This window comes from Streptomyces sp. NPDC058697, assembly GCF_042715345.1.
Classification (GTDB): Bacteria; Actinomycetota; Actinomycetes; order Streptomycetales; family Streptomycetaceae; genus Streptomyces; species Streptomyces liliifuscus.
The window spans coordinates 112,695-139,503 of the sequence record NZ_JBHXSU010000007.1; the positions used below are offsets into that span (position 1 = coordinate 112,695).

The 26,809-nt window shown below is 70.7% G+C and carries 21 protein-coding genes; 11 read left to right on the forward strand and 10 right to left on the reverse strand.

Annotation, left to right across the window (positions count from 1 at the left end; all coding sequences use genetic code 11):
* Positions 1-296: 296 nt before the first annotated feature.
* Both ACFWXQ_RS18815 and ACFWXQ_RS18820 read right to left on the reverse strand, forming a co-directional pair.
* Positions 297-983, reverse strand: a complete 687-nt coding sequence (locus ACFWXQ_RS18815; protein WP_383953268.1) for a 2-phosphosulfolactate phosphatase — start codon at positions 981-983, stop codon at positions 297-299.
* Between the two features lie 182 nt (positions 984-1,165).
* Positions 1,166-2,392 (reverse strand): NlpC/P60 family protein, encoded by a 1,227-nt coding sequence (locus tag ACFWXQ_RS18820; protein WP_383953270.1) that lies wholly within the window; start codon positions 2,390-2,392, stop codon positions 1,166-1,168.
* A 379-nt stretch (positions 2,393-2,771) separates the two neighbouring features.
* Between ACFWXQ_RS18820 and kstD the strand changes: the two genes are divergently transcribed.
* Complete coding sequence (gene kstD / locus ACFWXQ_RS18825; RefSeq protein ID WP_383953272.1) at positions 2,772-4,589, forward strand: 3-oxosteroid 1-dehydrogenase; 1,818 nt, start codon at positions 2,772-2,774, stop codon at positions 4,587-4,589.
* A gap of 88 nt (positions 4,590-4,677) precedes the next feature.
* Here kstD and ACFWXQ_RS18830 read toward each other — a convergent pair whose 3' ends face one another.
* From ACFWXQ_RS18830 to ACFWXQ_RS18850, 5 genes are all read right to left on the reverse strand, one after another.
* Positions 4,678-6,012: an alpha-glucoside ABC transporter substrate-binding protein gene (locus ACFWXQ_RS18830; protein ID WP_386268627.1), complete on the reverse strand. Its 1,335-nt coding sequence runs from the start codon at positions 6,010-6,012 to the stop codon at positions 4,678-4,680.
* Positions 6,009-7,244 carry a hypothetical protein gene (locus tag ACFWXQ_RS18835; RefSeq protein ID WP_383946721.1) on the reverse strand — a complete coding sequence of 412 codons (1,236 nt, stop codon included), beginning with the start codon at positions 7,242-7,244 and terminating at the stop codon, positions 6,009-6,011. The genes ACFWXQ_RS18830 and ACFWXQ_RS18835 overlap by 4 nt, the downstream gene beginning before the upstream one ends.
* Positions 7,241-9,577 (reverse strand): tetratricopeptide repeat protein, encoded by a 2,337-nt coding sequence (locus tag ACFWXQ_RS18840; RefSeq protein ID WP_383946724.1) that lies wholly within the window; start codon positions 9,575-9,577, stop codon positions 7,241-7,243. Before ACFWXQ_RS18840 ends, ACFWXQ_RS18835 begins: the two co-directional genes overlap by 4 nt.
* A gap of 205 nt (positions 9,578-9,782) precedes the next feature.
* The gene (locus ACFWXQ_RS18845; RefSeq protein ID WP_383946727.1) at positions 9,783-10,148 is read right to left on the reverse strand and encodes a cupin domain-containing protein; all 366 of its coding nucleotides are present in this window, start codon (positions 10,146-10,148) and stop codon (positions 9,783-9,785) included.
* Positions 10,149-10,281: 133 nt separating this feature from the next.
* The gene (locus ACFWXQ_RS18850) at positions 10,282-11,778 is read right to left on the reverse strand and encodes a metallophosphoesterase family protein (RefSeq protein WP_383946730.1); all 1,497 of its coding nucleotides are present in this window, start codon (positions 11,776-11,778) and stop codon (positions 10,282-10,284) included.
* A gap of 78 nt (positions 11,779-11,856) precedes the next feature.
* On the opposite strand from ACFWXQ_RS18850, the gene ACFWXQ_RS18855 reads away from it, so the two are divergent.
* Genes ACFWXQ_RS18855 through ACFWXQ_RS18865 form a run of 3 tightly spaced genes read left to right on the forward strand, consistent with a single transcriptional unit; the run spans position 11,857 to position 13,843 of the window.
* A complete protein-coding gene (locus ACFWXQ_RS18855) occupies positions 11,857-12,822 on the forward strand; it encodes an LLM class F420-dependent oxidoreductase (RefSeq protein ID WP_383946733.1) in 966 nt (321 codons plus the stop codon).
* A gap of 38 nt (positions 12,823-12,860) precedes the next feature.
* Positions 12,861-13,379, forward strand: a complete 519-nt coding sequence (locus ACFWXQ_RS18860; RefSeq protein ID WP_383946736.1) for a hypothetical protein — start codon at positions 12,861-12,863, stop codon at positions 13,377-13,379.
* The gene (locus ACFWXQ_RS18865) at positions 13,376-13,843 is read left to right on the forward strand and encodes a GNAT family N-acetyltransferase (protein WP_383946739.1); all 468 of its coding nucleotides are present in this window, start codon (positions 13,376-13,378) and stop codon (positions 13,841-13,843) included. Before ACFWXQ_RS18860 ends, ACFWXQ_RS18865 begins: the two co-directional genes overlap by 4 nt.
* An 87-nt stretch (positions 13,844-13,930) precedes the next feature.
* Here ACFWXQ_RS18865 and ACFWXQ_RS18870 read toward each other — a convergent pair whose 3' ends face one another.
* A complete protein-coding gene (locus tag ACFWXQ_RS18870; RefSeq protein WP_383946743.1) occupies positions 13,931-14,959 on the reverse strand; it encodes a LacI family DNA-binding transcriptional regulator in 1,029 nt (342 codons plus the stop codon).
* A 299-nt stretch (positions 14,960-15,258) separates the two neighbouring features.
* Here ACFWXQ_RS18870 and ACFWXQ_RS18875 point away from each other — a divergent pair, with 299 nt between their 5' ends.
* The 5 genes from ACFWXQ_RS18875 (at position 15,259) to ACFWXQ_RS18895 (ending at position 23,059) form a co-directional block, all read left to right on the forward strand.
* Positions 15,259-16,581 carry an ABC transporter substrate-binding protein gene (locus tag ACFWXQ_RS18875; protein WP_383946746.1) on the forward strand — a complete coding sequence of 441 codons (1,323 nt, stop codon included), beginning with the start codon at positions 15,259-15,261 and terminating at the stop codon, positions 16,579-16,581.
* 159 nt (positions 16,582-16,740) lie between these two features.
* Positions 16,741-17,703, forward strand: a complete 963-nt coding sequence (locus tag ACFWXQ_RS18880) for a carbohydrate ABC transporter permease (protein ID WP_383946749.1) — start codon at positions 16,741-16,743, stop codon at positions 17,701-17,703.
* Positions 17,704-17,749: 46 nt separating this feature from the next.
* Positions 17,750-18,571 carry a carbohydrate ABC transporter permease gene (locus ACFWXQ_RS18885; RefSeq protein ID WP_383946780.1) on the forward strand — a complete coding sequence of 274 codons (822 nt, stop codon included), beginning with the start codon at positions 17,750-17,752 and terminating at the stop codon, positions 18,569-18,571.
* 162 nt (positions 18,572-18,733) lie between these two features.
* Positions 18,734-20,728, forward strand: coding sequence for a glycoside hydrolase family 127 protein (locus ACFWXQ_RS18890; RefSeq protein ID WP_383946783.1), 1,995 nt, complete (start codon positions 18,734-18,736; stop codon positions 20,726-20,728).
* 162 nt (positions 20,729-20,890) lie between these two features.
* Complete coding sequence (locus ACFWXQ_RS18895; protein WP_383946751.1) at positions 20,891-23,059, forward strand: beta-L-arabinofuranosidase domain-containing protein; 2,169 nt, start codon at positions 20,891-20,893, stop codon at positions 23,057-23,059.
* Positions 23,060-23,166: 107 nt separating this feature from the next.
* On the opposite strand, the gene ACFWXQ_RS18900 is transcribed toward ACFWXQ_RS18895, so the two are convergent.
* A complete protein-coding gene (locus tag ACFWXQ_RS18900) occupies positions 23,167-23,907 on the reverse strand; it encodes a hypothetical protein (RefSeq protein ID WP_383946754.1) in 741 nt (246 codons plus the stop codon).
* On the reverse strand, positions 23,894-24,448 hold the full coding sequence (locus tag ACFWXQ_RS18905; RefSeq protein WP_383946757.1) for an RNA polymerase sigma factor: 555 nt from the start codon (positions 24,446-24,448) through the stop codon (positions 23,894-23,896). The genes ACFWXQ_RS18900 and ACFWXQ_RS18905 overlap by 14 nt, the downstream gene beginning before the upstream one ends.
* A gap of 252 nt (positions 24,449-24,700) precedes the next feature.
* Here ACFWXQ_RS18905 and ACFWXQ_RS18910 point away from each other — a divergent pair, with 252 nt between their 5' ends.
* Positions 24,701-25,798, forward strand: coding sequence for a hypothetical protein (locus ACFWXQ_RS18910; protein ID WP_383946760.1), 1,098 nt, complete (start codon positions 24,701-24,703; stop codon positions 25,796-25,798).
* Between the two features lie 76 nt (positions 25,799-25,874).
* Entirely contained in the window at positions 25,875-26,735 is an 861-nt protein-coding gene (locus ACFWXQ_RS18915) for a DUF3592 domain-containing protein (RefSeq protein ID WP_383946763.1), read from the forward strand.
* Positions 26,736-26,809: the final 74 nt, after the last annotated feature.

The following is a 26,809-nucleotide window of genomic DNA, read 5'->3' on the forward strand; positions in this document are numbered from 1 at the left end:
CAGTGGAAGGGGTGGCGCGCCGTGGCGTTTGTCCGTAGAACACCCGAACCTCGGACGCGAGTTCGGTCCTTATGTGTGGGTGTGAGCGTCGTCGCGATGGCCGCAGTCTCCTGGCCGGCCCTGCTGGCGCGAACCTGCCGCCGAAGTCTCCTTCGCCGCTTCAGACTCCCCGGCTTCCGGCTTCCTCGCAGAGACCCGTTGGCGCCGCTGGTGAGAACCGCGCGCAGCCTGAACTACGGCGCCGGGGAGTTCCTCGGCCCGGTCGATGAGCGTGACGACGACGGCTGACCGATGCGCTACCCCACGGCCGGGACCGCCCGCCCACGCAGGACCATGAGTGAGTCTTCCAAGGTCGCCACCATGGCGAAGGGGAACCGGTCGAGCTCAAGACAGAGCGCGACGTCGTCGGGGTGGGCTCCTCGGCGCACCCCCTCCGTCAGTTCGGCGGCGGCGCGTGACTCGGCGGCACGGCGGATGAACTGCGCAGCATCCGTCCCGGGCTCGGTGGCCCTCCGGGCGATGTACTGAGCACACGCCAGATCTTCATCGGCCTGCCCGTCCTCGCCGGTGACCACGAACGTGACACTGTCACCCCCGCGCGCACGCAAGAGCCGAGCCGTTGCCTCCGCCACCACGAAGCCGGCGCACAGCACCAGTTGCGCCTCCTTCACGGCCAGGGCGCCGACCGTCCCTGCCGTGGTCTTCTGCACAACGGTCCGTCCGCCAAGGTCGATCGACCGCAGCAGGCCAGGGGAGTTGACCATGTCGAACCCGGGCGCGGGCGGACCGTCCTTGAGAGCCAACCAGTCCGGGTGACGGGCCTTGAGCGCCAGGGCTTCGTCCAACGACTCGGCAAGAACGATCTTTTCCGCGCCCCGGGCAAAGGCCCAGGCAGCCACGGTGTACGCACGCATGACGTCGACCACAACCGCCACGGACGGGGTTTCGACCACATCGGCGATGCCAAGAAAACGAGTGTCCATTCCGACCATGATCGCGCATGCCCGACCCGAAGCACCCGGGGAGTGGTACGCGTCCTATCGCCGGCCGCCCGCGCGGAGCGGCCGGCCGGTTCCAGGAGTGGAAGGGGCCACTCCCGGAGCCGGCCGGCCTGTCTGTCGGTGGGTCAGAACGGTGAGTCAGAACGGCGGGGCAGCGCAGTGGGTCAGAACCAGCCGGTGCACGCGATCGCACCGCCCGGGCCGTTGGTGCCGCAGGCTCGCATGACGAGGCCGGCGTCGTTCCACTGGGTGGTGTACGCGTCGTTGCCCGAGGTGATGGTGGTGAAGCCGAGCATCGGGGACCAGGTCGCGCCCCCGTCGGCACTGCGGTCGACCCAGATCTCGTCGCCGGGCGCGCCGCCGATGATGCGACCCCAGGCACACTGGGTGGTGCCGTTGTAGCGCAGCTCCACGGTGCGGCCGAAGACGGTGGTCGACTTGGCGGTCCAGGCGCCCGTGGAGTTGGGCTCCGTACCGTCGCCGCAGGACGTGTTGTTCTCCGCGCCGGCCAGTGTGCCGCCGATCTCCGGGAAGTCACCGCAGGACGGCACATCCCTGAGCACGGCAGGCCCCTGTACGAACAGGTTGCTGATCCAGCTGTGGTAGTCCGGCAGGAACGACCAGACGTTGTTCACCATGCCGTCGACCGTGGCCCGCTCGCCCACCCGCTGGCACAGCACCCGAGTCTGTACGGAGATGCCGTTGCCGTTGGTGAAGTTGATGCGGCTGCTCGTGTTCGAGTCCTGCCGCAGATTGGGCTGGCCCCAGGTCTTGTGGTACGAGCCGCGGCCGTCCCAGGACCAGACCATCGGCGTGACGTCGGCGTGCGGCCGGAACGCGCCCTGGTAGCGCTCCCAGCGGGCGCTGATGTTGTTGACCTGGATCTGCGCGCCCGACTGCGGTGCCTCGACCATCTTGCCGTTGCCGAGATAGATCGCGACGTGCGTCGGGCCGAAGCCCGTGGGGCCGAAGTACATGATGTCGCCGGGGAGCAGGACGCCCGACCCCTGCGATTTCAGGAACTTCGTGTGCGCGTACCCGGGCGCCGCGAAGGTCGCCTGCGTCGTGCGCTCGGTGATGAGGTCCCGGCCGGTCGCCTTGTACCAGGCCCAGCGCACCAGACCGATGCAGTCGAAGCTCCACAGCTCCGGGTCCGCGTATGACGCCGGGTCCGTACGGTCGACCTGGCCCTGGCTCGGACCGGGCACGCCCTGTGCGTGACCGCCACCCCAGGCGTACTGCTTGCCGACGTACCGGCACGCGACCTCGACGGCCGCCTCTGCCGCCGCACTCGCACCGGACTGGAGCGGTGCGCACCCCGGGGCGGCGGCCGCCGGAGTGGCCGAGACGGCCGGCAGGCCGAGGCTCACCACCGTCACGAGCGCGGCCACGAGCAGGCGTACCCGCCGACCCCATGACCGCTCGCCCCACCCCGTTCTTCCGGACCCCGTTCTTCCGGACCCTGCCCTCTCGGTTCTTCGGATTCTGCGGACACTGTTGGTCACGGCACGCCCTCCCCCTGGTCTCGGTGGTCTCCCGCGAACGTACGGACTCCACCCGCCTGCCGGTCCCTGTCATCTGTCAGGATGCGAGCCCCCGCCGAAGCGGCCCGTCAGCGACCGGGCCGGCCTCGGGACCGGCGTGCCTCTTGACTTCACAAGACCCCCGCGCCAGATTCCTGACTCCGCATCAGAACCGGGACCCCACAGGCCAGTTGCCTCCCGGGGCACAGCACGTCGTCGTCTTCCTTCGCCCTGTTGGAGTGCTGCCATGTCGACAACCGCGGATCCTGCGAGACGTACCGAAGCCCCTTCACCGTCCGGGCCCTTACAGCCCGGCCCGTCGCGGCGGCGGGTGCTCGGTGCCGCGACGGCGGGCGGGCTCGCCCTTGCGGCCGGCCTCCCGAGTGCCGCCGACGCGGCCGAACTGCCCCTGCTCGGCACGTACGACGTCGTAGTCATCGGGTCCGGAGCCGCCGGGATGACCGCCGCACTGACCGCCGCGAAACAAGGACTGAGCTGCGTCGTCGTGGAGAAGGCGGCCACCTTCGGCGGTTCGGCCGCCCGCTCCGGCGCGGGCATCTGGATCCCCAACAATTCGGTGATCCTCGCCGCCGGTGTCCCCGACACCCCGGCGAAGGCCGCCGCCTACCTCGCGGCGGTCGTCGGCCCCGACGTCTCCGCCGCGCGCCAACAGGCCTTCCTCGGCAAGGGCCCGGCCATGCTCTCCTTCGTCATGGCCAACAGCCCGCTGCGCTTCCGCTGGATGGAGGGGTACAGCGACTACTACCCCGAGCTGCCCGGCGGACTGTCCAACGGCCGTTCCATCGAGCCCGCCCAGCTCGACGGGAACATCCTCGGCGCCGAACTCGCCCGGCTGAACCCGCCGTACCTGACGGTCCCCAGCGGCATGGTCGTCTTCAGCGCCGACTACAAGTGGCTCGCGCTCTCCGCGGTCAGCGTGAAGGGCGCCGCCGTCGCCACCGAATGCCTGGCCCGCGGTACCAGGGCGGCCCTCCTCGGCCAGAAGCCCCTCACCATGGGCCAGTCGCTGGCAGCCGGTCTGCGCGCGGGACTGCTGACGGCACAGGTGCCGGTCTGGCTGAACACCCCGCTCACCGACCTGTACACGGAGAACGGAACCACCGCTGGAGCGGTCGTCACGAGGAACGGCACCCCGGGCCTCATCAGGGCCCGGCGCGGAGTGATCGTCGGCTCCGGTGGCTTCGAGCACAACGCGGCCATGCGTGCCCAGTACCAGCAACAGCCCATCGGCACCGAGTGGACCGTCGGTGCCAAGGAGAACACCGGCGACGGAATCCAGGCGGGCCGCCGGGCCGGTGCCGCGCTCGACCTGATGGACGACGCCTGGTGGGGGCCTGCGATCCCGCTGCCCGACGAGCCCTACTTCTGCCTCGCCGAACGCACCCTGCCCGGCGGGCTCCTCGTCAACGCCGCCGGAGCCCGGTTCGTCAACGAGGCGGCCCCGTACAGCGATGTCGTGCACACCATGTACGAACGCAACGAGACCGACCCCGACATTCCGGCCTGGCTGATCGTCGACCAGAACTACCGCAATCGCTACCTCTTCCGGGACATCGCACCGACGTTCACGTTCCCCGACGCCTGGTACGAGTCCGGCGCCGCCCACAAGGCCTGGACGCTCGACGCCCTCGCCGCACGGATCGGTGTGCCCGCGGCCGCCCTGCGGGCCACGGTCAACCGCTTCAACGGCCTGGCCCGCAACGGCACGGACACCGACTTCCACCGCGGCGACAGCGTCTACGACCACTACTACACCGACCCCGCGATCCTCCCGAACTCCTGCCTGGCACCTCTGTGGCTGGCCCCCTACTACGCCTTCAAGATCGTCCCGGGTGATCTGGGCACCAAGGGCGGTCTGCGCACCGACGCCCGGGCCCGCGTACTGCGCCCGGACGGATCCGTCATCCCCGGCCTGTACGCCGCCGGAAACGCCAGCGCGGCGGTCATGGGCCACAGCTATGCCGGCGCGGGCTCGACGATCGGACCGGCGATGACCTTCGGCTACATCGCGGCACAGGACATCGCGGCAGGTGCCGGCGCCTGAACCTCGGGACACGGTCCACGGGGCCGTCGCGTCACCGCGCCCCGTGCGAGCGCCGGTGGGTGAGCCCGTCCGGACAGACTCGGTCGGCTCACCCGCCGGAGCTCGCGCAGATGACCTCGGGCGGCCGGAACGAGCGGCCGTCGGCGGACTCCTCGTCCACCTGGACGCGTACGGTCTCCAACTGCCGCAGCAGCGAGTCGAGATGCTGCTTCGAGGGATCCCGGAAGAACTCCAGGACCGCGCGGTGGAAGGCATCCCTGAGCTCCGGCGGCATCACGTCCGACGCGTCGAAACAGAGCGTACGGGCGCGTGAGTTGAGCAGGTCGTCGATCTCCTGCTCGACGGGGTTCGCGGGCACCGCGGGCGGCAGACCGGCCGTGTTCGGGAACAACGGACGCACTCCCGGGTCCGCCTCCGACTGCCAGCGCTTGCGCCCGGCCGGGCTCGACAGCCGCTCCACCAGCTCCTGGGCCGCCGGGTCGTCGCTGAAGACGGCGGCCATGTCGCCCGCGACCTCGTACGCGTCGCGGAACTCGGCCCGCCCGCCCAGGAACCGCGCCGACGGCTCCACCCGGACGTCCTCGCTCGCGTACAGGTACCGGATGAAGGCGCTCTGATGCTCGTACGTGCAGTCGAAGCCGGGGGAGTCCAGCAGGCCGCGGGGCCCGCCAGGTCCGGGCACTCCCTCGTACGACGTGGTCAGGGACCGCTCGATCGACTCCGGCGAGCGGTCGCCGAGCAGCTCCGCCCAGGTCGTCCAGGCCTGCCGGACCGCAGGATCGAGCCAGCTGAGCCTGCTGGTGGCCCACTCCTCGTAGACCGCCGGGCCCGCCTGGTGGAGCAGGATGTCCTCGATCCAGTCGGTGCCCGGCCAGCCCGAGGTGGCCTGCGAGGCGAGCCCGACACACCATGCGGGATCGTCGCTGGACGTGCCCTCCTTGCTCCACACCAGGCTCTTCAGGTCGACCTTCAGCGGCACCCAGTACGTACGGCGCCGGCCGTCCACCAGCAGCGTCGGCGCCCACGGCGGATACGCGCGCTCGGCGGTCTCCTCGACCAGGGGCTTCAGCTCGTCGCGGCGCGCGTACTCGGTGAGTTCGCCGATGCTGTTGAGGATCGCCACGTCCGGCGGGGCATCCGCCTCCAGCTGCGAGACGAGCGTCTCGCGCAGCGAGCGGGTGCCTTCGTACGTGTACGTCCTGCCGGTCCCGTCGTCGAGCCGGTTCAGCGCCGCCTCGAAGGCCTTGCCCTCCTCGCCGGTCCACGGGCCCAGCACGACGAGCGGGTCGGGGGTGTCCGACGTGCAGCCGGGGACGAGCGTGAGCAGACAGACCGCGAGGAGGACGCGCAGGACACGGCCGACGGCACGGTTCAGAGGTCGGTTCGCGCCTCGGTTCGCGCCTCGGTTCGCGAGTCGGCTCATGACACGGCTCCCGGGCGGGCGACCACGAGATACTCGCGCCGGTACGAGTGCAGAGCACCGCCGGCGACGACCGCGCAGACCAGGCCCGCGGGGAACACGAAGGGCGCGACCCCGTCCAGGAAGGCGAGCCGCCCGTCCGACAGCCCGTCGTCGATCCGCGCCTCCAGCACCTCGATGGCCCGCGGGTCCGGGCCGTCGAACGGGCGCTCCTCCGCGATCGTCTCCGTCCGGGGCGAGGTCCGTTTCGCGAGCGTGTCCGCCACCGGGACGGCCTCCTTCTGCGCGTGCCGCGCGAGCAGCGCGTCGGTCGTAAGGAGCGGCACGGCGAGCAGCGGCAGGGCGGCGACCGCCAGCGGAACGCTGAGCCGGATCCGGAAACGGCGCCGCAGGAACGACACCGTGCGCCAGAGCCCGGCGGCGAGCAGCACGAGGGCGAGACCGCAGACCACGGCGGCGACGAGCACGGTCCCGCTCCAGGCGGCCCGGTCCGCGAGCCGCTCCCGCAACTGCCGTTCGAGCCCGGCGACCCGGTCCACGATCGAGGTCGCGGCGGAACCCACCGTGGGGCTGCACGGCGGATAGCGGTCCTGACGGTCCGCGACCGCGACCGGCGTCGAACAGAGCATGCTCCGCGCGTACGTGAGCTCCGCGTCCCGCAGCACGGGGTCGGCCACGTGGTTCTGCGCCCGGCCTATCCAGCCCGTGTAGTCCACCACCAGCGCGGACACCACGCGCAGTTCCTGTTCCTCGGCCACCGTCAGGGCTCCGCTGCGCGTGACCTGGTTGAGGCTCTGGGTGGCCCGCGCCACCCGCGTCCGGTACCGCTCGCTGAGCCCGCTGAGCTCGGCGGCCCGTCCTTCGGCGAGGTTCTCCTCGGCCTCGCCCTGCGCGATGAACAGCGACGCCTTGGCGTTCGCGAGACCGACCAGCGCGGGCGCCAGCCGGTCCCGTACATACGCGGAGTCGTCCCGCACACCCGAGTAGGCCCACCCGAGCGTCCCGAACGCCACCACGGCGAGCAGCGGCAGCGCGACGAGCCGCTCCCGCAGGTAGGCGCGGTTTCGACGGCCGGTCGCCGACGGCCACACGTAGAGCCAGACCCGGCGGGCGAGTTCGGCCGCGACGAGACGTGCCGCGCGCGCGGCACGCGGGACCCGTGCAGGCGCACGCGGGACCCGTGCGGGCGGCGCGGCATCGTCCTCCGCGGGCTGTGGGCGCGCGGCTTCACTCACTCGTGAGCCGTTCGGGTGTTCTTGCCCGGTACCGACGCCGAGGGCGGTGCCGGTGGGGGTGGTGGTGTCGGCGTACGCGCGATCGTCCGGAGCCAGGTCGTGACTCTCTTTCCGAGCCATGGGCTGTCCCTGTGGTGTCGGAAGGCGAGCGGACGGACCTCGTAGGCACGGTCCAGCAGCGTTTCGGCGACGGCCGCGTCCTCTGGCGAGGCGGAACGGGCGGCCTGGTGGGCGAGGGTGAGATAGAGGCGGGAGAGGGCCTTGCGCAGACCGGGCCCGTCGGACGGGAGGCCGAGCCGTTCGTCGGCGCCCGCCGCCAGCGCGGCCAGTCCCGCCGCGTCGACGGCACCCCGGGCGAGCGCGCCCTGCACGGCCTCCCAGACCTCCGTCGTCATACGGACCCGGGCCTGCTCGTCCGTCAGCCCGTGCGCGTGGAAGAGCCGGGCCAGCCGCTCCAGCACCTCGCGGAGCCGCTCGGTCACCTCGTCGGAACGCTCGGCGATCCGCACGTGCTCAACACCGACGCGAACGGCCGCCGTACGCGCGGCAGTTCGGTGCCGCGAATGCTGCGGCACCACGTCCAGGGCCCGCACCGCGTCGTCCCACGCCCGCTCACCACCCAGCGCCAGGCGCGCCCTTACCGCGCCGAACGCCGCACTGCCCAGGGACGGATTGCGCAGTCGTACGGCCTCGTAGAACGTCAGCGCCTCCTGCCACCGGCCGAGCCGCTCGGCGCAGTAGCCGAGCGCGAGTTTCGGCGCGTACTCGCCCGGGATCGCCGCGAACACCTCGTCGAAGTGCCGCCTGGCCGCGGCCACTTGGTCCCGGCCGAGTGCGAGCAGCCCGCGATGCCAGTCGAGCCGCCAATCGTGCGGAGCGCGCTCGGTTCCTATCAGCGTCTCGGCGGACCGCAGTTCGCTCTCGGCGGCCGCCGTCCCGCCCCCGGCACCGCGCAACCGCAGCCGGCAGCGCAGCAGATGCACCTCCGGCGAGTCGCGCCAGTCCCCGGTGTGCTGCAGCAGCGCCTCCGGCGCGGCATCGGCCAGCCTGCTCAACTGCGCGTGGTGGTAGTCGTGCCGGTCGGGCCGCGGTACGGGCAGCCGCTGCGCGGCCTCGGAGGGCGACGGCGGCGCGTACGGGGCGGGAGCGTTCGGCGTGGCCCACCGGGCGAGGGGCGGCGCGGATCCGAGTGCCGCGTCCAGCGCGTACGACGACTGGAGGAAGAGCGGCGACGGTTCGAAGGTCTCCAGGCCGGTCCGCAGCGACCGTAACTCCCGGAAGACTCCCCGCAGTTGCTCCTCCATCTCCCGTGCGGTCGCGAACCGCTCGGCCCGCTCGCTCCGGGTCGCGCGGTGCAGCACCCGGGCGAGCGACACCAGACCGAGCCCCACGGGAGCGGGCGCCGTCATCGGACGCGTCTGCGGGGTTTCGGGCTCGCCGCCCGGTGAGCCCAGCCCGCCGATCATGTCCAGATGGCCGACTTCCGCCAGATCGTCCAGCGATCCGCCGAGGCCGCTCAGCCGCCGCAGGGTCTCGCCCAGGCTGAACAGGTCGTCCTGGCCGGTGGATTCACCGCTGCGGCCGGCGGTCGGGGCGCGGTATCCCTCTGTGGTGTGGCCGGGCAGACCGGCCATGCGCACGCTTCCCACGTCGATGATTTTCGTGGTGGTGCCGTCGTGCATGACGTTGTCCGGTTTGAGGTCGCCGTAGACCTTGCCGGGCCAGTCGCCGTGCAGATACCCGAGCGCGGCCAGGAGCCTTATCCCGTAGGCGAGTACGAACTCGTGGAAGCGGCCGTCGCCGAATTCCCCCGGGTTCACCTGCGCCCGCGCCCGCACCTCCTCCAGGGTGAGCCCGTCCACGTACTGGAGGACGAGGAAGTCCCCGATCTCGGGATGGTGCCCGTAGTTGTAGACACGGATGATGTCGTCGTGGCTGAGGTCGACCAGCGCCCGCCGTTCCTGGGCCAGGGCCTCCGCCGCGGCTGCCGCCTGCTCGCCGCGCAGCACCTTGATCGCCACCTCGCGGTTGTCGACCTTGGTGTCGAGCGCGAGATACACCTCGCCCATGCCGCCGTAGCCGAGGGGGCGGATCATCCGGTACTGCCCCGCGAGCATGTGCGGAGGCGGCAGCGGAAGTCCCTCCGGGTCGCTCCCGCGGGAAGCGGCGCGCTCCAGCAGCGTGATCGAGGGCAGCAGGACGGGGTCGGGACTCTCCTCCGGCAGCTCGACGCGCGCGGCCCGCAGGATCACCGATTGCTGCGGCGCGATGAAGAACGGCTCGCTGGATTCCGGCAGTTCACCGGTCGCACCTCTGCCCGCAGCCCCGTCCATGCGTCCTCAGAATAGACGCGGGGGCCCTGAATGGCCCCGGGCCGAGGCGAAGATGATGTGCGGAAGTGATTTGAGAAGGCCTCTCACCGTCTCGGGCCGTCTCGGGTCCGAGCAGGCGTCCGACCGTCTCGGGTCGGGGATTCCGTGCGTGACCTCGGGCCGGTTGGTCTCTATGAGTGCGCAGGGCACCCGCCGACCCGTCGGATCAGCCCTCCTTGGCCTTCGCGTACTCCGTTGCCATGCCTCCGGCGAAGTCGTACAGCACCGCGGGTACGTCCCCCACGACCCAGGCGTCGTGACCGGGAGGGCAGACGAAGACGTCGCCGGGGCCGACCTCGGCCTCCCCGCCGTCGTCCATACGAATCCGCATACGGCCCTCGACGACGTAACCGTTGTGATGGACCTGGCAGCTCTCGGTGCCCGCGATCGGAGCCACGGACTCGGACCAGCGCCAGCCCGGTTCGAACGTCGCCACGGCGAAGTCGAGCCCGGTGAGGTGGACCGCTTCGAGGTGGCCACGAGGGAAATCGCGCCGCTCGTCCGGCTTTTCGACCGCCTTGACCTCGATCATGACGGCTCCTTCCCATCTGGCCTTGCCCAGCATTGGCGGGAGGTCGGTCACCGCCTCGCGACGACCTGGCCGAACCCCTCGTCTCCATCGTCTGCCCGTCCGCCCGGCTCCGCCATTCGGGGGACGGAAGCCCCTACAGGGGGATGGTCACCTCGTCCTCGACCGGCGGGTCGAGTTCCTGCTGCCGGTTGCCCGTCGCCGAGAAACAGCGCAACCGGACCGAGTCCGGAGTGACGTCCAGGCGCAGGAAGCACTTGAAGAACGGCGGACTGTACGTCGCCGAGCCCGGGGACAGCAGCTGCGTGTACGCCTTGCGCACGGGGAGGCGGAAGCGGGAGGTACGGTCCGGACGGCCGCCGGCGCCGAGCAGGCTCGCGACCAGGCGGGTACGCAGGGTGACGCGGGCGGGCGAGACCTGGGCGCGGGTCGGGCGGATGCCCAGCCGCTTCGCGATGACAGCGGTGGCTTCGCCCTCGGTGAGAGTGAAGAAGCGCCGCATGCGCAGCCGGCGTCCGTAGAGCCTGCTGTAGAAGGCGAGCGAGTCGCCGCGCAGCGGGTAGCAGCGGAAGTCGTCCTCGGTGACACCGGCGACTGAGACACGCGGGACGGTGTGGGTGGCGTGCATGAAGGCTCCGCCGCCTCCGGCGACCACGTACTGGATGGTGCGGCCGTCCACCGTCACCGGATAGCGCTGGTAGTTGTGGATGTCACCGCCTATCGCGGCCACGTAGTGATGGTCCGGGTCGCGCACGATGTCGTCGACGGTTCCGCCGCCGTCGATCTGGCAGGGGTGGGGCTCGGCGTCCACGTACAAGGGGGAGCCAGTGATGAGGATCTTCGGCATGTCACCCTTGGACACCTCACGCAGCCAGCGGCCCTGCTCGGCGTCGACGGTCCCCAGCAGACCGGTGTCGATGCCTATGATGCGCACCGGCCCGGCGTCGACGGCCCAGTACGGGCCGGGCTGGACGGCCTGCTGGGCGGGCGCCGAGCGCAACTGCCGTGCCTCGGCGAGGCGTTGTTCGTCGATGGCACGCGGCTTGTGCCACAGCCGCGACCGCAGCCAGGCGGGCGTCAGCGGGCGGGGCGTGGCTTCCGGCGCGAGAGGCGGGGCCTCGCAGAAGACCCGCATGAAGCCCTGGAGATCCTCGTACCAGTCGTGGTTGCCGGGTATCGCGTAGATGGGTGCCTGGTAGTCCTTGTACGGGCGATGGAACTTCGTGCCGTAGTCGTCGGCGGCGCCGACCGGATAGACCACATCACTGGCGAGCACGGCGAACCGGGTGTCCTGACTGACCTTCAGAAAGCCGGGGACGACGGCGTATTGGGGGTCGTCGCCCTCTCCCGTGTCCCCGATGACCATGAAGGAGAAGTGGTCCGGATCGTCACGACGAACCACCTTGTCGGCGGGTGCCCCCGCGACTGTCCGCTGCTCCACCCAGCGGCTGCGGGTCCGGCCGGTGGGATCGCCGAACCAGGAGGCCAGTACGCCGTTGCGGGCGGGCCAGAGCGTCTTCGGGTTGAGCCAGGAGAGCTTCGCGCTCCGGTGCGGCATCAGCTGCTTGTAGTCGCCGCGTTCCGCGGTGCCCCAGCCGGCGCCCTCGGCGGTGTCGCGTGAAGAGTGTGCCATCGGTGCACGGTAACAACGCCCTCGTCCGAAGATCCTGTCGGGGCTGTCGAGCGGCAGGCAGCAACTACCGTGCTGTGTATGGACATAAGCGTGGTTGCCGCGGCACGAGAGGACGACAGCCCGGTCGACGAGCCGTTGCGGGTGGCCGCGGTGGCCGACCGGCTCGGGTACCGCGAGGTGTGGGCCGGTGAGGGGCCCACCTGGGACGCGTTCGTACTCGCCACGGCGATCGGGCTCGCCACGGAGCGTGTCACGCTGACCGTCGGACCGGTCCCCGTCTCCGTACGGGACCCGCTGACGATCGCCAGGGGCGCGGCGTCCGCCGCCGCGGTGATCGGCCGCACGGTCGGGGTGGCGCTCGGGACGTCCAGCAAGCGGGTGGTCGAAGGCGTCCACGGCCGCCCCCGCACCCGGCCCGCCGCCGCACTGGCACAGTCCGCCGAGGCGGTACGCGGTCTCATGCACGGGGAGCCCGGCGAAGCGATCGTGCCCGGGAGCACTTTCCGCCGACGTCAGCGGCCGCCCGGAGGCCCGCTCACCGTGGCGGCGTTCGGGGACCGCGCGATCGCCGTGGCCGCCGCCCACGCCGACCGCATGCTGCTCGACGTCGTCTCCCCGGAGCAAGTCCGCACCCTACGAGCCAAGTTGACCGCGGCCGCGGAGGTCGCCGGCCGGACACCGCCCAGGCTGGCCGCCTGGCTGCCCGTGGCCGTCGACCCCGAACCCGAGTCCTTCCGCCAGATCCTGCGGAGCATCGTCGGCTATCTGACCGTCCCGGGATACAGCGACGTGTTCACCGCGGCCGGCTTCGGCGAGGCGGTCGACCTCGCCCGTTCCGACGCGACCACGGACACCCTCCTCGCAGCCCTCCCACCTGAGGCCGCTAACACACTCGCCCTGGTGGGAGACGCCCCGACCGTCCGCACCCGTATCGACGCGTACGCCGCCGCCGGCCTGGACGAGATCGCCGTGGTCCCCGCCACGGCGGGCGACCCGGCGGGGGAGCGGACGCTGACGGCGTTGGCGGACCCGGTGTCCGCGTGATGGAGACGGACGAGGCCCGCCCCCTGCATCATGGCCGGATGAGTGATCGTGAGGAACTGCCGGCGGCGGTCGACGCGGAAGCGCTGCTCGCGCTGGCCGACGGATACCACGCGCGCGGGACACGGGCGTTGGGCATCCGCGAGGCCAGTGGGCATCTGGTGAAGGTGTACGCGATCGAGGCGCCGGGGCGCGTCGTGACGGAGCGGGACGAGGCGGCGGCGCTGCGGATCGCCGGAGCGCATCTGGCGCTCGGGCGCGCCCGGGGGTCGCTGGGGCTCGCCGTCCTGCTCGTGCACGCGGGAGGCGACGGGGACTATGTCCTCGTCTGCAACTGGATCGAGGGATACATGTCCGACCTGGCTGTCTTCTCCGGTCCGGCCGGGAAGCCCGAACTGCTGCGGCCGGGGCGGGTCGGCCTCGCACCCTGCGTCTGGGAAGCCGCCGTCCTGGCCCATGAGCGCGACGCGTTCACGCGGCAAGTCCTCGACGGCAGAGGCCCCGTAGCAGACCGGCTGGCCGCGTGGAGTGCGGACACCACGGCAGGAGACGTCCGATGACGGGCGCTCCACGTGTGAGGCACGCACGCCCCGCCGACCTGCCGCGTGTCGCCGAACTGGCCGCGGAGCACGCCTCGTACGAGAAGTCCGCACCGCCCGTCCCCGACCTCGCCGAACGGCTCGGGGTCCTCCTCTTCGGCACGCCGGCACCGCGGTTGAGATGCCTCGTGGCGGAGTTGCCCGACGGCGAGGTCGTCGGATACGCCACCTGCGCGCCCGAACTCTCCACCTGGGAGGGCCGCGAGTACCTCACCATGGACTGCCTCTTCCTTCGCGACGGCAACCGGGGCCTCGGCCTCGGCGCCGCGCTGATGGACGCCGTGGTGGCCGAGGCGCGGGAGCTGGGTCTGGTCGAGGTGCAGTGGCAGACCCCCGCGTGGAACGAGGGCGCGATCCGCTTCTACGACCGCCTCGGCGCACGAGCGAAGGAGAAGCTCCGCTACTTCTTGGCGGTGCCGGGCTGAGTCGCTGGGCCACCGAGTCACCGAGTCACCGAGCCGCCGAGCCGCCGAGGCGTCGGCCCGGCCGCCGCGGGCCGGCTACTTCCCCGCTCAGGCCAGGGGCGCCGTCGACCCCCTGATCACCACCCGGCAGGGCAGGGTCTCGACCCCAGAGCGCCGCGCCCCGGCGATCGCGGTGAACAGGGCGTGCGCGGCCGCGCGGCCCACCTGCTCCAGGTTCATGTCGACGCTCGTCAGGGGCGGCCGGGAGGCGGACGTCAGCACCTGCCAGTTGTCGAAGCCCATGACCGCCACGTCCTCCGGCACACGGTGGCCGCGTTCGCGCAGTACGTCCATGACACCGCGCGCGATCTGATCGCTTCCGCACAGGACGGCGTCCACGTCCGGGTGCCGGTCGAGCAGCATCGCGGTGGCCGCCCGGCCCCAGCCCTCCGACCACACCCCGAACCGCGGTTCGCCGACCAGGGTGAGGCCGGCGTCGGCGAGTGCGGCCAGGGCCCCCTCGGACCGCTCCTGGGAGGCGAGGTAGCCGGGATCGCCGGTGATGTGCGCGATCCGCGTACGACCGCAGGCGAGCAGATGCTCCACCGCGATCCGGCCGGCGCCCACGCTGTCGGGAACGATGGACGGATCCGCCGGATCCTCGGACGGCGCGTACGCGTACACGACGGGGACGGGCAGTTCGCGTCCCAGTGACGGACGGGGGTCGGTACGGCTGCCGACCACGATGAGGCCGTCGACCCTGCGGTCGAGCAGCGCGCGGACATGGTGCTGTTCGCGGATCGTGTCACCACGGGCGTCGCAGAGGAACACGGCGACCTCGCCCGCGCCGAACGCGTCCTCGGCGCCCATGAGGATCGGGATGCTGAACCGGCCCTCCAGGTCGCTGGTGAGCAGACCGACGGTGCCCGTCCGCCCGGCCAGCAGACCACGGGCCACCTGGTTGGGCCGGAACGACAACCGCTCGGCCGCCTCGATCACCCGCTGTCTCGTCTCCGCACGCACCTGGCTGCGGCCGTTGAGGGCCTTGGACGCGGTGGCTATGGACACGCCCGCCAGCCGGGCGACGTCGCTGAGCGTGGCGGGCTGCGAACGAGAGGGGCCGGTGGCCTGTGCCATGGGGGTTGCTCCTGTCTCGCGACTCACGCGTCACGTGCCGACGCTGTCGAGGGTGCACGGCGCCCGGAAAACAGTACGCGAAACTGTTTCGGTGCCGGTGCTTCGCCGGACTTCGAGGAATCCCCATCAGCCATTGCCCGCAAGGGGATTGACGAGTGGTCAGTCGAGTCCTAGCGTCGCAGAAAACCTTTTCGGTTCTGTTTCCTTCGCAGAGTTCTTCGCAGAGTTCAGTGCCACCACATCCATCGTCCCGACCGGCCGGCCCGCCCTGGGCCCGCCGCACACGAGGGGGATCGACCATGGGGAGCACGGCCGGACCGCTTGGACACACACGCCGCCTCGTCACCGGTGCCGTCGCACTGCTCGCCGCCGCGAGCCTGGTCACCGCATGCGGATCGGGGGAGGGCGACTCGGGCGGCGGCAGCGGGGGAGCGGGCGGGGCGGCGGACGCCACGGGCACCGACGACGGTGCCAAGCTGACGATGTGGACGCGCGCGGCGACCCGGCCGCAGAGCGAGGCCCTGGTCAAGGCGTACAACGCGAGCCACAAGAACGAGATCGAACTGACCGTCATCCCCACAGACGACTACCAGGCCAAGGTCGGTGCCGCCGCCGGGTCCAAGGACCTGCCCGACCTCTTCGCCTCCGACGTGGTGTTCGTCCCGAACTACACCTCCAGCGGCCTCTTCGCCGACATCACCGGACGCGTCGACGCCCTGCCCTTCGCCGACAAGCTGGCGCAGTCGCACATCAAGGCCGGTACGTACGAGGACAAGAAGTACGTCGTGCCGCACACCCTCGACCTGTCGGTGCTCTTCTACAACAAGGAGCTCTACAAGCAGGCCAGGCTCGACCCCGAGAAGCCGCCCACCAGTCTGAGCGAGTGGGACCAGCAGGCACGAGCCGTGGATGCTCTGGGCGAGGGCGTCAACGGCACCTTCTTCGGCGGCAACTGCGGCGGCTGCGGCGTCTTCACCTGGTGGCCCTCCATCTGGGCCGCGGGCGACGAGGTGCTGAACAAGGAGGGAACCGAGGCCGAGCTCTCCTCCGACACCGCGAAGAAGGTCTACGACACCTACCGCGGATGGGTGGACGACGACATCGTGGCCCCCGGCGCGCGCGACGAGACGGGCACGACCTGGACCGGCGTCTTCCCGAAGGGCAAGGTCGGCGTCATGCCGATGCCGTCGACCACCCTCGGCCTGATGCCCAAGGACCTCGACCTCGGTGTCGCGCCCATCCCCGGGCCCGACGGAGGCAAGTCCACCTTCGTCGGCGGTGACGCCATCGGAATCTCCGCCACCAGCAAGTCGGCCGACCAGGCCTGGAACTTCCTCGCCTGGTCCCTGGGCGACAAAGCACAGGTCGACGTCGTCGCCGCCAACAAGGACGTGGTGGCCCGCACCGACCTCGCGTCCAACAAGTACTCCGACGCGGACCCACGCCTCGTGACGATCAACGAACTCGTGACCGACGGCCACACCCCGTACGCGCTGAAGTTCGGCCAGACCTTCAACGACCCCAACGGCCCCTGGCTGACGCTGATGCGCAACGCGGTCTTCGGCGACGGGTCAAAGATCGACAAGGACAACGAGGCGGTCAGCGCTTCCCTGTCCGACTGAACGGACACCCGTGCCCCTCAGGGGCGCGGGGAACCGCGCGACCAGCCCCCACCCACCCGCAGCTCACGGGCAAGGGGTCCTGGGCCTCGCCCCGGGCTGGCCCCACCCCACTCCCACCCCACTCCCACGTCACACGGCAGTGCCAGGCAGAGGAGAGTCATGCAGGTGAAGGCGGCCGACCGCACGGCCCCCATGCACCGGAGCCCGCCGATGGGCCGGACCCACTCCCGGCGCACCCCCGCACGCCGGTGGACGTCCCGCAAGGCCCAGGGCCTCGCCTACGCGGCCCCAACGGCAGTGTTCGTCACGGTCTTCTTCGTGCTGCCGCTGCTGCTCGTCGGACAGATGTCACTGAGCGACTGGCCGCTGCTCGCGGGAGACCGGGGCGTCAACGCACCCGAGAACTACACCGACGCCGCCGACAGCACCCTGTTCTGGCCGGCGGTCCGCTTCACCCTCCTCTACACCGTGATCGTCACGGTCGTACTCCTCGCGCTGGCGCTCCTCCTGGCCCTGCTGGTGCAGGAGTTCCGCCCCGGCGCGGGATTCTTCCGCACGGTCTACTTCCTGCCCAGCGCCCTGGGACTCGCCTCCGCGTCGTTGCTCTTCTGGGGCCTCTACAGCCCGACCACCGGCCCGCTCGGCAGCATCCTGGAAAGCCTCGATCTCGTCGACGACCCGGTGTCCTTCCTCGGGACCTCGACCTCCGCGCTGCTCTCCACGGTGTTCCTCATCGTCTGGAAGTTCGCGGGCTTCTACATGCTGATCCTCCTGGTGGGCCTCCAGCGCATCCCCCACGAGGTGTACGAGGCGGCCCGGATGGACGGTGCGAGCCGCGGCCAGATCTTCCGCTCCATCACCCTGCCGCTGCTGCGCCCGTCCCTCGCCCTGTGCCTGCTGCTCTGCGTGACCGGGTCGCTGCTCGCCTTCGACCAGTTCTTCATCCTGACCAAGGGCGGACCGGACAACAGCACCGTCACCGTCGTCCAGTTGATCTACCGCGAGGCCTTCCAGCGCCTGAACCTCGGTACCGCCGCCGCTCTCTCGATCATCGTGCTGGCCGTGCTGCTCCTGCTCAACGTCCTCCAGTTCCGCGGTCTGCGCCGCGCCGACGAGTCATGACAACCGGCTCATGAGCCTCATGAGCCTCATGAGAGGGGGCACCACCGTGCTCACCCGCGGCCTCGGCCGGACGCCCTACTACGTCGTCGCCGGAGGTCTGGCCGTCATCTTCCTGTTCCCGCTGGTGTGGAACGCCTGGGCCTCGGTCAGCGGACAGCCGGGCACCGCGCAGGAATCCGGGTACGGCCTCGGCAACTACCGGACGCTGCTCGACTACGACGCCGGCCTGTGGCGCTATCTCCTCAACAGCACCGTCGTGTCGGCGCTCACCGTCGCTCTGACCCTCGGGGTGTCGCTGCTGGGCGGCTACGCATTCGCCCGCTTCGACTTCCCGGGCAAGAACCTGCTGTTCCTGCTCACCCTGGCCATCCTCATGGTCCCGTACGCCACCCTCCTCATCCCCCTGTACGTGCTGCTCGGCAGGCTCCACCTGCAGAACTCCCTGATCGGGCTGAGCCTCGTACTGGCCATGTTCCAGCTGCCGTTCGCCACCTTCATGATGCGGATCTCGTTCGAGGCGGTGCCGCGCGAACTGGAGGAGTCGGCGCTCGTCGACGGCTGCGGCACGGCCGGTGCGCTGCGCCGCGTCCTCCTGCCGGCGGTGCGGCCGGGGCTGATCACCGTGGGGCTCTTCGCGTTCCTCGCGGCCTGGAACGACTTCATCGCACCGCTGATCCTCATCTCCGACAGCGAGAAGGCGCCGCTGCCACTGGCCGTCGCGAACCTGCGGCAGCAGAGCATGGGCGCCGTCGACTACGGCGCCACCGAGGCCGGAGTGGTGGTCCTCGCCGTGCCGTGCCTGCTCCTCTTCCTGCTCCTGCAACGGCACTACATACGCGGCTTCATGTCCGGCGCGCTCAAGGGCTGAGGTGCCTTGAGGTGCCCTGAAGCGCCGTACGACCGACCCGTACAGACCTGAGCAGATCCGACCTGACCCGAACGGACAACCGAACGGACAACCGAACGGACAACCGGAAGGACGAACCGAAGGCATGAACTGGTGAGGGAGAAAACGGCACAGTCATCCGTCCTGCCGGTGGCGCCAACCCGGGGCAGGCTGCGGCCACTCGGTCTCGACGAGGTCAGGATCACCGGAGGTTTCTGGGCCCGACGCCGCCACATCAACGCGACCGCCACACTCGGACACTGCCGCGACTGGATGGAACGCGTCGGCTGGACCGGCAACTTCCGGGCCGTCACCGAGGGCCGGATCCACCGGGACCGGCGGGGCCGCGAGTTCACCGACGCCGACGTCTACAAGCTGCTCGAAGCCATGACCTGGCAGGCCGCCGGGCAGGGCACGGGCGCCTCGCTGGACGCGGAGGTCGCCGCGCTCACCGACGTCATCGCACCGGCCCAGGAACCGGACGGCTACCTCAACACCGCATTCGGCGCCCCCGGTCAGGAGCCCCGCTACAGCGACCTCGAATGGGGCCACGAGCTGTACTGCTACGGCTACCTCGTCCAGGCGGGCGTGGCCCAGACCCGCGCCCGGGGCGAGGGAGAGCTGGCGAAGATCGCCCGGCGCGCCGCCGACCACGTGTGCGCGACCTTCGGCCGGGGCGGCATCGAGCGCGTCTGTGGTCACCCGGAGATCGAGATGGCCCTGGTGGAGCTGGCCAGACTGACGGGGGAACAGCGCTACCTCGACCAGGCCGCGCTCTTCGTCGACCGCCGCGGACACGGCACCCTCGCCGATCCCGAGTTCGGCCGCGCCTATTACCAGGACGACATGCCCGTACTGGACGCCACAGTGCTGCGCGGACACGCCGTCCGTGCCCTCTACCTCGCGGCGGGCGCCGTCGACGTGGCGGTGGAGACCGGGGACGAAGCCCTGCTCGCGGCCGTCGTACGGCAGTGGGAGGCAACGATCGCCCGGCGGACCTATCTGACCGGCGGCATGGGATCGCACCACCGCGACGAGGCCTTCGGCGACGACTTCGTGCTGCCGCCCGACCGCGCCTACTCGGAGACCTGCGCCGGAGTCGCCTCCGTGATGCTCAGCTGGCGGCTGCTGCTCGCCACCGGCGAACCGCGCTTCGCGGACCTGGCCGAGCGGACGCTGTTCAACGTGATCGCGACCTCCCCGTCCGACGACGGCAGGGCCTTCTTCTACGCCAACACCCTGCACCGGCGCCGTCGGGGCACCTCACCCTCCACGGACACCGACAGCCCGCGCGCCGAGTCGAGCCTGCGCGCACCCTGGTTCGCGGTGTCCTGCTGCCCGACCAATGTGGCGCGGATCCTGGCCCAACTGCCCGGGTATCTGGCGACTGCGGACGACCATGGCGTGCAGCTGCACCAGTACGCCGACTCGGAGATCACCACCACCCTCGCAGGTGGCCACGGCGTCGCACTGCGGGTCCGTACCGACTACCCGTCCGGCGGGCAGGTGACCGTACGGATCAGCAGGTCCTCGGACCGGCCCTGGACCCTGTCGCTGCGCGTCCCCGCGTGGACGGCGGGCGCCACCACCTGGCTGGTCGCCCCGGACGGGTCACGCCGATCCGTCGTCCCGGGCACGGCCGAGGTCACCCGGGTCTTCCGGCCGGGTGACGAGATCCGGCTCGAACTGCCCGTGGCCCCGCGCTGGACCCGCGCCGATCCGCGCATCGACGCGATACGCGGCACGGCGGCCGTCGAGCGCGGGCCGCTGGTGTACTGCGCCGAGTCAGTGGACCTGCCGGACGGACGCGAGGTCGACGCGATACGGGTGGACCCGTCCGCCCAGCCGACGGACGGACCGGGCGGACCTGGCGGACCGAATGACGCGGGCCGCACCGTCGTGGTCGCCGGTGAACTCGTCGCGCACGCCGATGCGACCGACACGGCCTGGCCGTACGAGCCACTCGATCGCCCCCTCGCGGCGAACGCCGACCGTACGGGGATCGTCCTGGTGCCCTATCACTCCTGGGCCGGCCGAGGCCCCTCGACGATGCGCGTCTGGCTGCCCACCGTGGAATCGGACCGAGCCCTGGAACCGCACCGTGCCGTGGAATCGGACCGATCCGTAGAACCGAACTGAGCCTCGCGACCGGGTCGAGCCTCGCAACCGGAGGTCCCCGAGAAGCAGGACCGCCCCGCCGTGATCGCCCGCTGTGACCGAGCGGCCGCCGTCCCCGCCGTCGCCCCATCCCTACCGACAACCGACAACCGACGACCGACGACCGACGACCGGAGTCCGAGCATGCCCTCCCAACCCCCCACCCGCCGCCGCTTGTTGACGCTCGCAGCCGCGACGGCCGCCGCCGCCCCGCTGACGCACGAGGCCAACTTTGCGCATGTCGCCGCGGATGCGACCCCGCCCGCGATCGCCGCCCGGGCCGCTACCGTTGCTCCGGTGCCCACCCCGTCGACCTGGTCCGTCATCCCCTTCGCGCTGGATCAAGTAGCCCTCGGCAATGGGGTGTTCCGGCAGAAGCGCGACCTGATGCTCGAATACGCCAGGACCTACCCGGCCGACCGCATCCTGGCCGTCTTCCGGGCCAACGCCGGACTCGACACCCGCGGGGCCCGGCCGCCCGGCGGCTGGGAGACCTCCGACGGCAACCTGCGCGGCCACTACGGCGGCCACTTCCTCACCCTCGTCGCCCAGGCGTACGCCGACACACGGGAGTCGGCCCTCAAGACCAAGCTCGACTATCTGGTCGGCGCGCTCGGCGAATGCCAGGAGGCCCTGGCACGGAGCGGCTCGCCGAGACCGAGCCATCCCGGCTATCTGGCGGCGTACCCGGAGACGCAGTTCATCCTGCTGGAGAGCTACACGACATACCCCACCATCTGGGCGCCGTACTACACCTGTCACAAGATCATGCGTGGGCTCCTCGACGCGCACACGCTGGCCGGCAACGCCGAGGCCCTGGAGATCGTCTCGAAGATGGGCGACTGGGTGCACAGCCGGCTCGGGCGCCTGCCGAAGGCCCAGCTGGAGCGCATGTGGTCTATCTACATCGCGGGCGAGTACGGCGGCATGAACGAGGTCATGACGGACCTGTACGCCCTCACCGGCAGGGCGGAGCACCTCGTCGCAGCCCGCTGCTTCGACAACACCTCTCTGCTGGACGCCTGCGCCGAGGACCGCGACCTCCTCGACGGCCGGCACGCCAACCAGCACATCCCACAATTCACCGGCTATCTACGGCTGTTCGACCACACGGGAGAGGAGAAGTACGCCGCCGCGGCCCGCAACTTCTGGGGCATGGTCGCGGGCCCCCGGACATACAGCCTGGGTGGTACGGGCCAGGGTGAGATGTTCCGGGCCCGGAACGCCATCGCGGCCACGCTGGACGGCAAGAACGCCGAGACCTGCGCGACGTACAACATGCTGAAACTGAGCCGGCAGTTGTTCTTCCACGAGCCGGACCCCGCCTACATGGACTACTACGAGCGGGGCCTGACCAACCACATCCTGGCCTCCCGCCGGGACGCCCGCAGCACGACCAGCCCTCTCGTCACCTACTTCGTGGGAATGGGGCCGGGGGTCGTGCGCGAGTACGACAACACGGGTACCTGCTGTGGCGGCACCGGAATGGAGAACCACACCAAGTACCAGGACTCGGTGTACTTCCGCTCCGCCGACGGCAGCGCGCTGTACGTCAACCTGTATCTGGCCTCGACGCTGCGGTGGCCGGAGCGGGGCCTCGTCATCGAGCAGACGAGCGACTACCCGGCCGAGGGCGTACGCACCCTGACGTTCCGTGAGGGCGGCGGCCCGCTCGACCTGAAACTGAGGGTGCCGTCCTGGGCCACGGGAGGTTTCACCGTCACGGTCAACGGCGTGCGGAAGCGGGTCGTCGCCGAACCCGGCAGCTACCTCACGCTGAGCAGAGACTGGCGGCGCGGTGACCGGGTCGGCGTCTCCGCCCCGTACCGTCTGCGCATCGAGAGAGCCCTGGACGACCCCACCGTCCAGTCGGTGTTCCACGGCCCGGTGCTACTGGTCGCCCAGAGCCAGGAACAGGCTTTCCGCGTGTTCGCCTTCTACAAGGACTTCAGACTCCGGGGCGACCTCGCCGACGCGATCCGCCCCGAGGGTCGGCCGATGCACTTCACCACGCACGGTCTGACCCTGGCGCCGTTCTTCGTCGGGGACGACACCCGGTACCACGCCTACTTCAGGCGTTCCGAACCCGTGGTCGTGTTCGGGGCGGCGGACTCGGGCGTACCCAATCGAGCTCGCGTCGACGGTCTGGCCTTCCTCGATGTGCTCTGGGCACAGGCACCCTTCGAGACCTCCGCCCGCTTCGTCGAGGCTGTGCGCGCCCTCGCCGAAACCTGGCTGTCCGACGGGCTGTTCACACGCGCCGAACGAGATCGCGTCGTGGCGGCCGCGGTGGGGGCGAACCTGAGGCAATGACGCGATCGGGAGTCCCGGGATTCGGCCCGCTCGCCCGCTCGCCCGTACGGCGTTCGGCCCAGGACTCCGGGCCGTACGCCGTACCGGACGGACGGACGTGGGGCGGTCTACGGCCAGTTGATGGGGTCGCCGTCCTTGTGGTCCCCGAGCCAGATGACGCGCTCCGGTTCGTCAATGAAGCTGATGTCGGCGCAGGGGCCTTCCGGTTCCTTGTCAGCAGTCTGGAAGTGGCGTGCCTCCCAGCCGTCGAGGCCGTACCGGGCGTACAGCCCGCCGATCACCTTCCGGAGCTCGGGGTGGGGGATGCAGGTGCGATCGGCGAAGTGTTCCTTGAGGTCGGCACGGAGGCGGGAGAGACCGAGCTGTTCCCGCGTCGGCCCGAGATAGGGGTCGGCACGGTGGCGTGCGCACTGGTCCTTGCCGCCGGGGTAGACCTCGATGGAACCCTGCAGAGAGCTGTCGACACATGCGGTGAGCGCGTCGGGTGCCGGTTGGCCGAACATCTCGGGCCACGCCTTGCGGCACGCGGCCACCGGATCGTCGGTTCCGGGGTCGAAGCCGATGGAGGCGTCGCTCTGGCTGGAGGAGACGCAGTTCAGCCCCGTCGAGTCCAGAGTGTGTCCCTTGCCGTCGCCGGCCACCCAGGCGTACGTCCCCGCGGTCGCGCCCGCCACGACCAGCGCCACCACCGGAGCCATGATCAGGGTGCGCCTGCGCCTCTGCCGGGTGCGCCGGCGTACCTGGGCGAGAATCCGTTGCGCGGTGAGCGAGTTGGGGTCCGTGGCCGCGTCGCCGGGATCCGGATCGCTGTTGCGGAGCATTCGGTCGAGCACGTCATCGCTCAGCATGGTCCTTCTCCTTTGACGGATCCTGGTGCGGGCTTGCCGTGGCGAGGCGCTGACGCAGCCGCTGTCTGGCCCGGTGGAGGCGCGTGTCGACGGCGCCGACGGAGATGCCCAGCACGGTCGCGATGTCGTTGCGGGACAGGTCGTCCCAGTACGCGAGGCGCAGCAACTCCCGGTCGGCGTCCGAGGCCTGTGCCAGGGCCGCTGTGAGGCCGTCGCCCGAGTCCTCCGCGCCGTACGGGTCGGTGGCGGGCGGCGGATCGTGCTCCGCCCGTTCGGCGACCCGCATCAACAGCCGAGCCCAACGCCGTTGACTGCGCGCCTGGTTGGCCAGCACCCGGCGTGCGATGCCGAGCAGCCAGAGCACCGCCTCCTCGTCATCGACGGGCAGTTGCCGCCTCTTGCGCCAGGCTACCGCGTACACCTCGGCCACCGCGTCGTGCGCCGCCGCCTCACCCGCCCGGCGCAGGCAGTACGCCATGACCCGGCGGAAGGTCTGCCGGAACAACTGCTCCAGCCGTTCACTCCGCTCATCCGCGTTCATGCCCAGCAATGTCCACCACGCCCCGATGCCTTACGGCTCTCCGTCGCCTACCTGAAATGATGACGGCCCTGTTCTTCTCACCGGTCGTCGTCTCCGTCTGCCTGGAACCCACCGTCCACCTCACCTCGCCGGAGCCGTTCACGGTGCCGCAGGCACTTACCCGCCGAGACGTGTACACACAGAGGCCCTCAACCCCGGAGACAGAGCTTGGAGATCTACCGGTCGTCACCCGAACCCGGCACAGTCACTCCTATGACGATCATCACGAGCGCGCCACCCACCCGCACCAAACCCGTCGCCCTCGCCCTGGGCTTCCTCACGGGCGGCGTGATCGGGGCGTCGCTGGCCGCGTTCGTCGTCGGCTGTGTCATCGAGAGTGTGCCGTTGTGTGTCGCGAGTGTGGGACTGCCCGCTGTCTACGGTCTGCTCTTCTTCCTCGCCGGTGTGCCGAGGCGTGCCCGGGAGGCGGCGGTCGCGCCGTCCACCGCGCTCGCGGTGATCGAGACTCTGGAGGCCGTCGGGGGCGAGGCGACGAGCGACGTGGCCGTGCGGTTCGATCTGACGGTCGCGCCGGACGACGGACCGGCGTACCGCGTCGCTTTCACCCAGAACATCAACCTCGCGGACCTGCCCGACCACCGGCCGGGTGTCGTCGTGGTGGTCCAGTACCCGCCGGACCGGCCGTGGCAGGTGAGGATCGTGAAGTGGCCGACGCCGGAGTGGGAGGAGCGGATGGCCGGCGCCCGCCTCGACTCGGCCCCGGGGCCGGTCCTGGTGAGCGAGTCCTCCGAGGGCTGTGCCGTCGGCTTCGTCACGCTGGTCGCCCTGCTGCTCGCCGCGGCCGGTGTGGTCCTGCTGTTCCGCGCCGACCTGTTCGACGAGGGCGCCCCCGACAAGCCCTCGGTCTCCTCCTCTTCCTCCTCTTCCTCTTCCTCCTCGTCGACCACGGTGGAGTCGTCGGCCTCAGGCACGGTCACCCTCGGCCCGAACCAGTCGTTCCTCGACAAGGGCGAGCTGCGCAAGGCCGTCGGCCGGCTCACCAAGGGCACGGACGCTCGCGAGGCGCTCACCGTCGTCGTACAGGATCGGCTGCTGTCGGTCGAGTACGCGCCCACCGGCTCGCAGGCCCCGACGTTCGACCCGGATTCCCTGCCGTACGACCGCTTCCCCGCCCTGGTCGAGGAGGCGAGGAGTGAGCTGGATGTCGGTTCACCGCAGACCTGGCAGGTGACCGTCGATCGGCTCACCGGCTCCCTCACCATCAGGGTCGGTGTGACGGGCGCCGTGGCAACGGCCTCGCTGGAGGCTGACGCGCAGGGCAAGGTGGTGCGGCGCAGCCCGGCGCACTGACGGACGGCGCGCGTCGGCCGCGTCTCGCTGAAGAGGAACAGCTGAAGAGGAACAGCTAAGAGGAACAGGAAGGCACATGGGTCTGCAGGGCTATCTGGCGTTGTGGTGCGGGGCGTTCGGCACCGTCGCGCTGGTCGGGTACGGCCGGTCGCTGGCCGGGATGACCCCGGCGCAGCGGGCGGTCCGGGTCATGGGACGGATCGAACGGGTGCGCGAGCCCAGGCGCGGAAGCTCGCAGCGCGACGGGATACCCGTGGTCGTCTCCTTCCAGGACCCGTCCACCGGCCAGGAGTTCACCGTGACGAACGACGGTGACCACGGGGAGAGGATCTCGGTGGCCTGGACGGGCCGGGAGATCGGCGTCCGCTATCCGCGCGGGAGACCGCACGCCTACCAGTTCGCCGGCGACCTCTGGGCAGGTCGGCGCGGGCTCGGGTGGCCCAACTTCGCGGTCTTCCTGATCTACGTCGGTCTCGTGGTCTTCGCCGCGATCGACTGGAGCTGGCCGTGGGCCCTGATCGGCTTCGGCGTGCCCTGGACCGTGTCCGGCGTGTTCCATATGCCTCAGAACGCACGCGTGGAGAGCCGCCGTATCGACGCGCTGACCTCTCAACCCTCTGTTCAGGGCCGTGTCATCGCCGTGCTCACGGACACCGGCACCGACAGCGACGGCCACACCTCCACCAGCCACACCCCGGTCATCGCCTTCACCACCCACGAGGGCACAACCGTCATCGCCTACTGCGCCGACGAACTGCCGGACCCGCCGAACTCGTACGGCCGGGACGTCACGATCCACTACACGCCCGACGACCCCGCCGTCTTCACCCCGAACCTCACGGCAGAACACCGTTCCCGCTCACTCGACATGGCCCTCAGCGTCGTGGCGCTGCTCATCGGAGTGGCGGCGGTCGTCGTGGGTGCGGTGCTGCTGTAAGGCCTGACGATCGACGCTGGCCTGGGCGCTTTTCGCCCAGGCCGACGGCCTGCCCCCGCCCTCGCTCCCGGCCG

Excerpts from the sequence above, each read along its gene's own strand:
- ACFWXQ_RS18905 (WP_383946757.1), bottom strand. The coding sequence starts at position 24,448 with ATGAACGCGGATGAGCGGAGTGAACGGCTGGAGCAGTTGTTCCGGCAG.
- ACFWXQ_RS18910 (WP_383946760.1), top strand. The coding sequence starts at position 24,701 with ATGACGATCATCACGAGCGCGCCACCCACCCGCACCAAACCCGTCGCC.
- ACFWXQ_RS18875 (WP_383946746.1), top strand. The coding sequence starts at position 15,259 with ATGGGGAGCACGGCCGGACCGCTTGGACACACACGCCGCCTCGTCACC.
- ACFWXQ_RS18880 (WP_383946749.1), top strand. The coding sequence starts at position 16,741 with ATGCAGGTGAAGGCGGCCGACCGCACGGCCCCCATGCACCGGAGCCCG.
- ACFWXQ_RS18840 (WP_383946724.1), bottom strand. The coding sequence starts at position 9,577 with ATGGACGGGGCTGCGGGCAGAGGTGCGACCGGTGAACTGCCGGAATCC.
- kstD (WP_383953272.1), top strand. The coding sequence starts at position 2,772 with ATGTCGACAACCGCGGATCCTGCGAGACGTACCGAAGCCCCTTCACCG.
- ACFWXQ_RS18850 (WP_383946730.1), bottom strand. The coding sequence starts at position 11,778 with ATGGCACACTCTTCACGCGACACCGCCGAGGGCGCCGGCTGGGGCACC.
- ACFWXQ_RS18895 (WP_383946751.1), top strand. The coding sequence starts at position 20,891 with ATGCCCTCCCAACCCCCCACCCGCCGCCGCTTGTTGACGCTCGCAGCC.
- ACFWXQ_RS18855 (WP_383946733.1), top strand. The coding sequence starts at position 11,857 with ATGGACATAAGCGTGGTTGCCGCGGCACGAGAGGACGACAGCCCGGTC.
- ACFWXQ_RS18815 (WP_383953268.1), bottom strand. The coding sequence starts at position 983 with ATGGACACTCGTTTTCTTGGCATCGCCGATGTGGTCGAAACCCCGTCC.
- ACFWXQ_RS18845 (WP_383946727.1), bottom strand. The coding sequence starts at position 10,148 with ATGATCGAGGTCAAGGCGGTCGAAAAGCCGGACGAGCGGCGCGATTTC.
- ACFWXQ_RS18830 (WP_386268627.1), bottom strand. The coding sequence starts at position 6,012 with ATGAGCCGACTCGCGAACCGAGGCGCGAACCGAGGCGCGAACCGACCT.
- ACFWXQ_RS18870 (WP_383946743.1), bottom strand. The coding sequence starts at position 14,959 with ATGGCACAGGCCACCGGCCCCTCTCGTTCGCAGCCCGCCACGCTCAGC.
- ACFWXQ_RS18915 (WP_383946763.1), top strand. The coding sequence starts at position 25,875 with ATGGGTCTGCAGGGCTATCTGGCGTTGTGGTGCGGGGCGTTCGGCACC.
- ACFWXQ_RS18860 (WP_383946736.1), top strand. The coding sequence starts at position 12,861 with ATGAGTGATCGTGAGGAACTGCCGGCGGCGGTCGACGCGGAAGCGCTG.
- ACFWXQ_RS18900 (WP_383946754.1), bottom strand. The coding sequence starts at position 23,907 with ATGCTGAGCGATGACGTGCTCGACCGAATGCTCCGCAACAGCGATCCG.
- ACFWXQ_RS18865 (WP_383946739.1), top strand. The coding sequence starts at position 13,376 with ATGACGGGCGCTCCACGTGTGAGGCACGCACGCCCCGCCGACCTGCCG.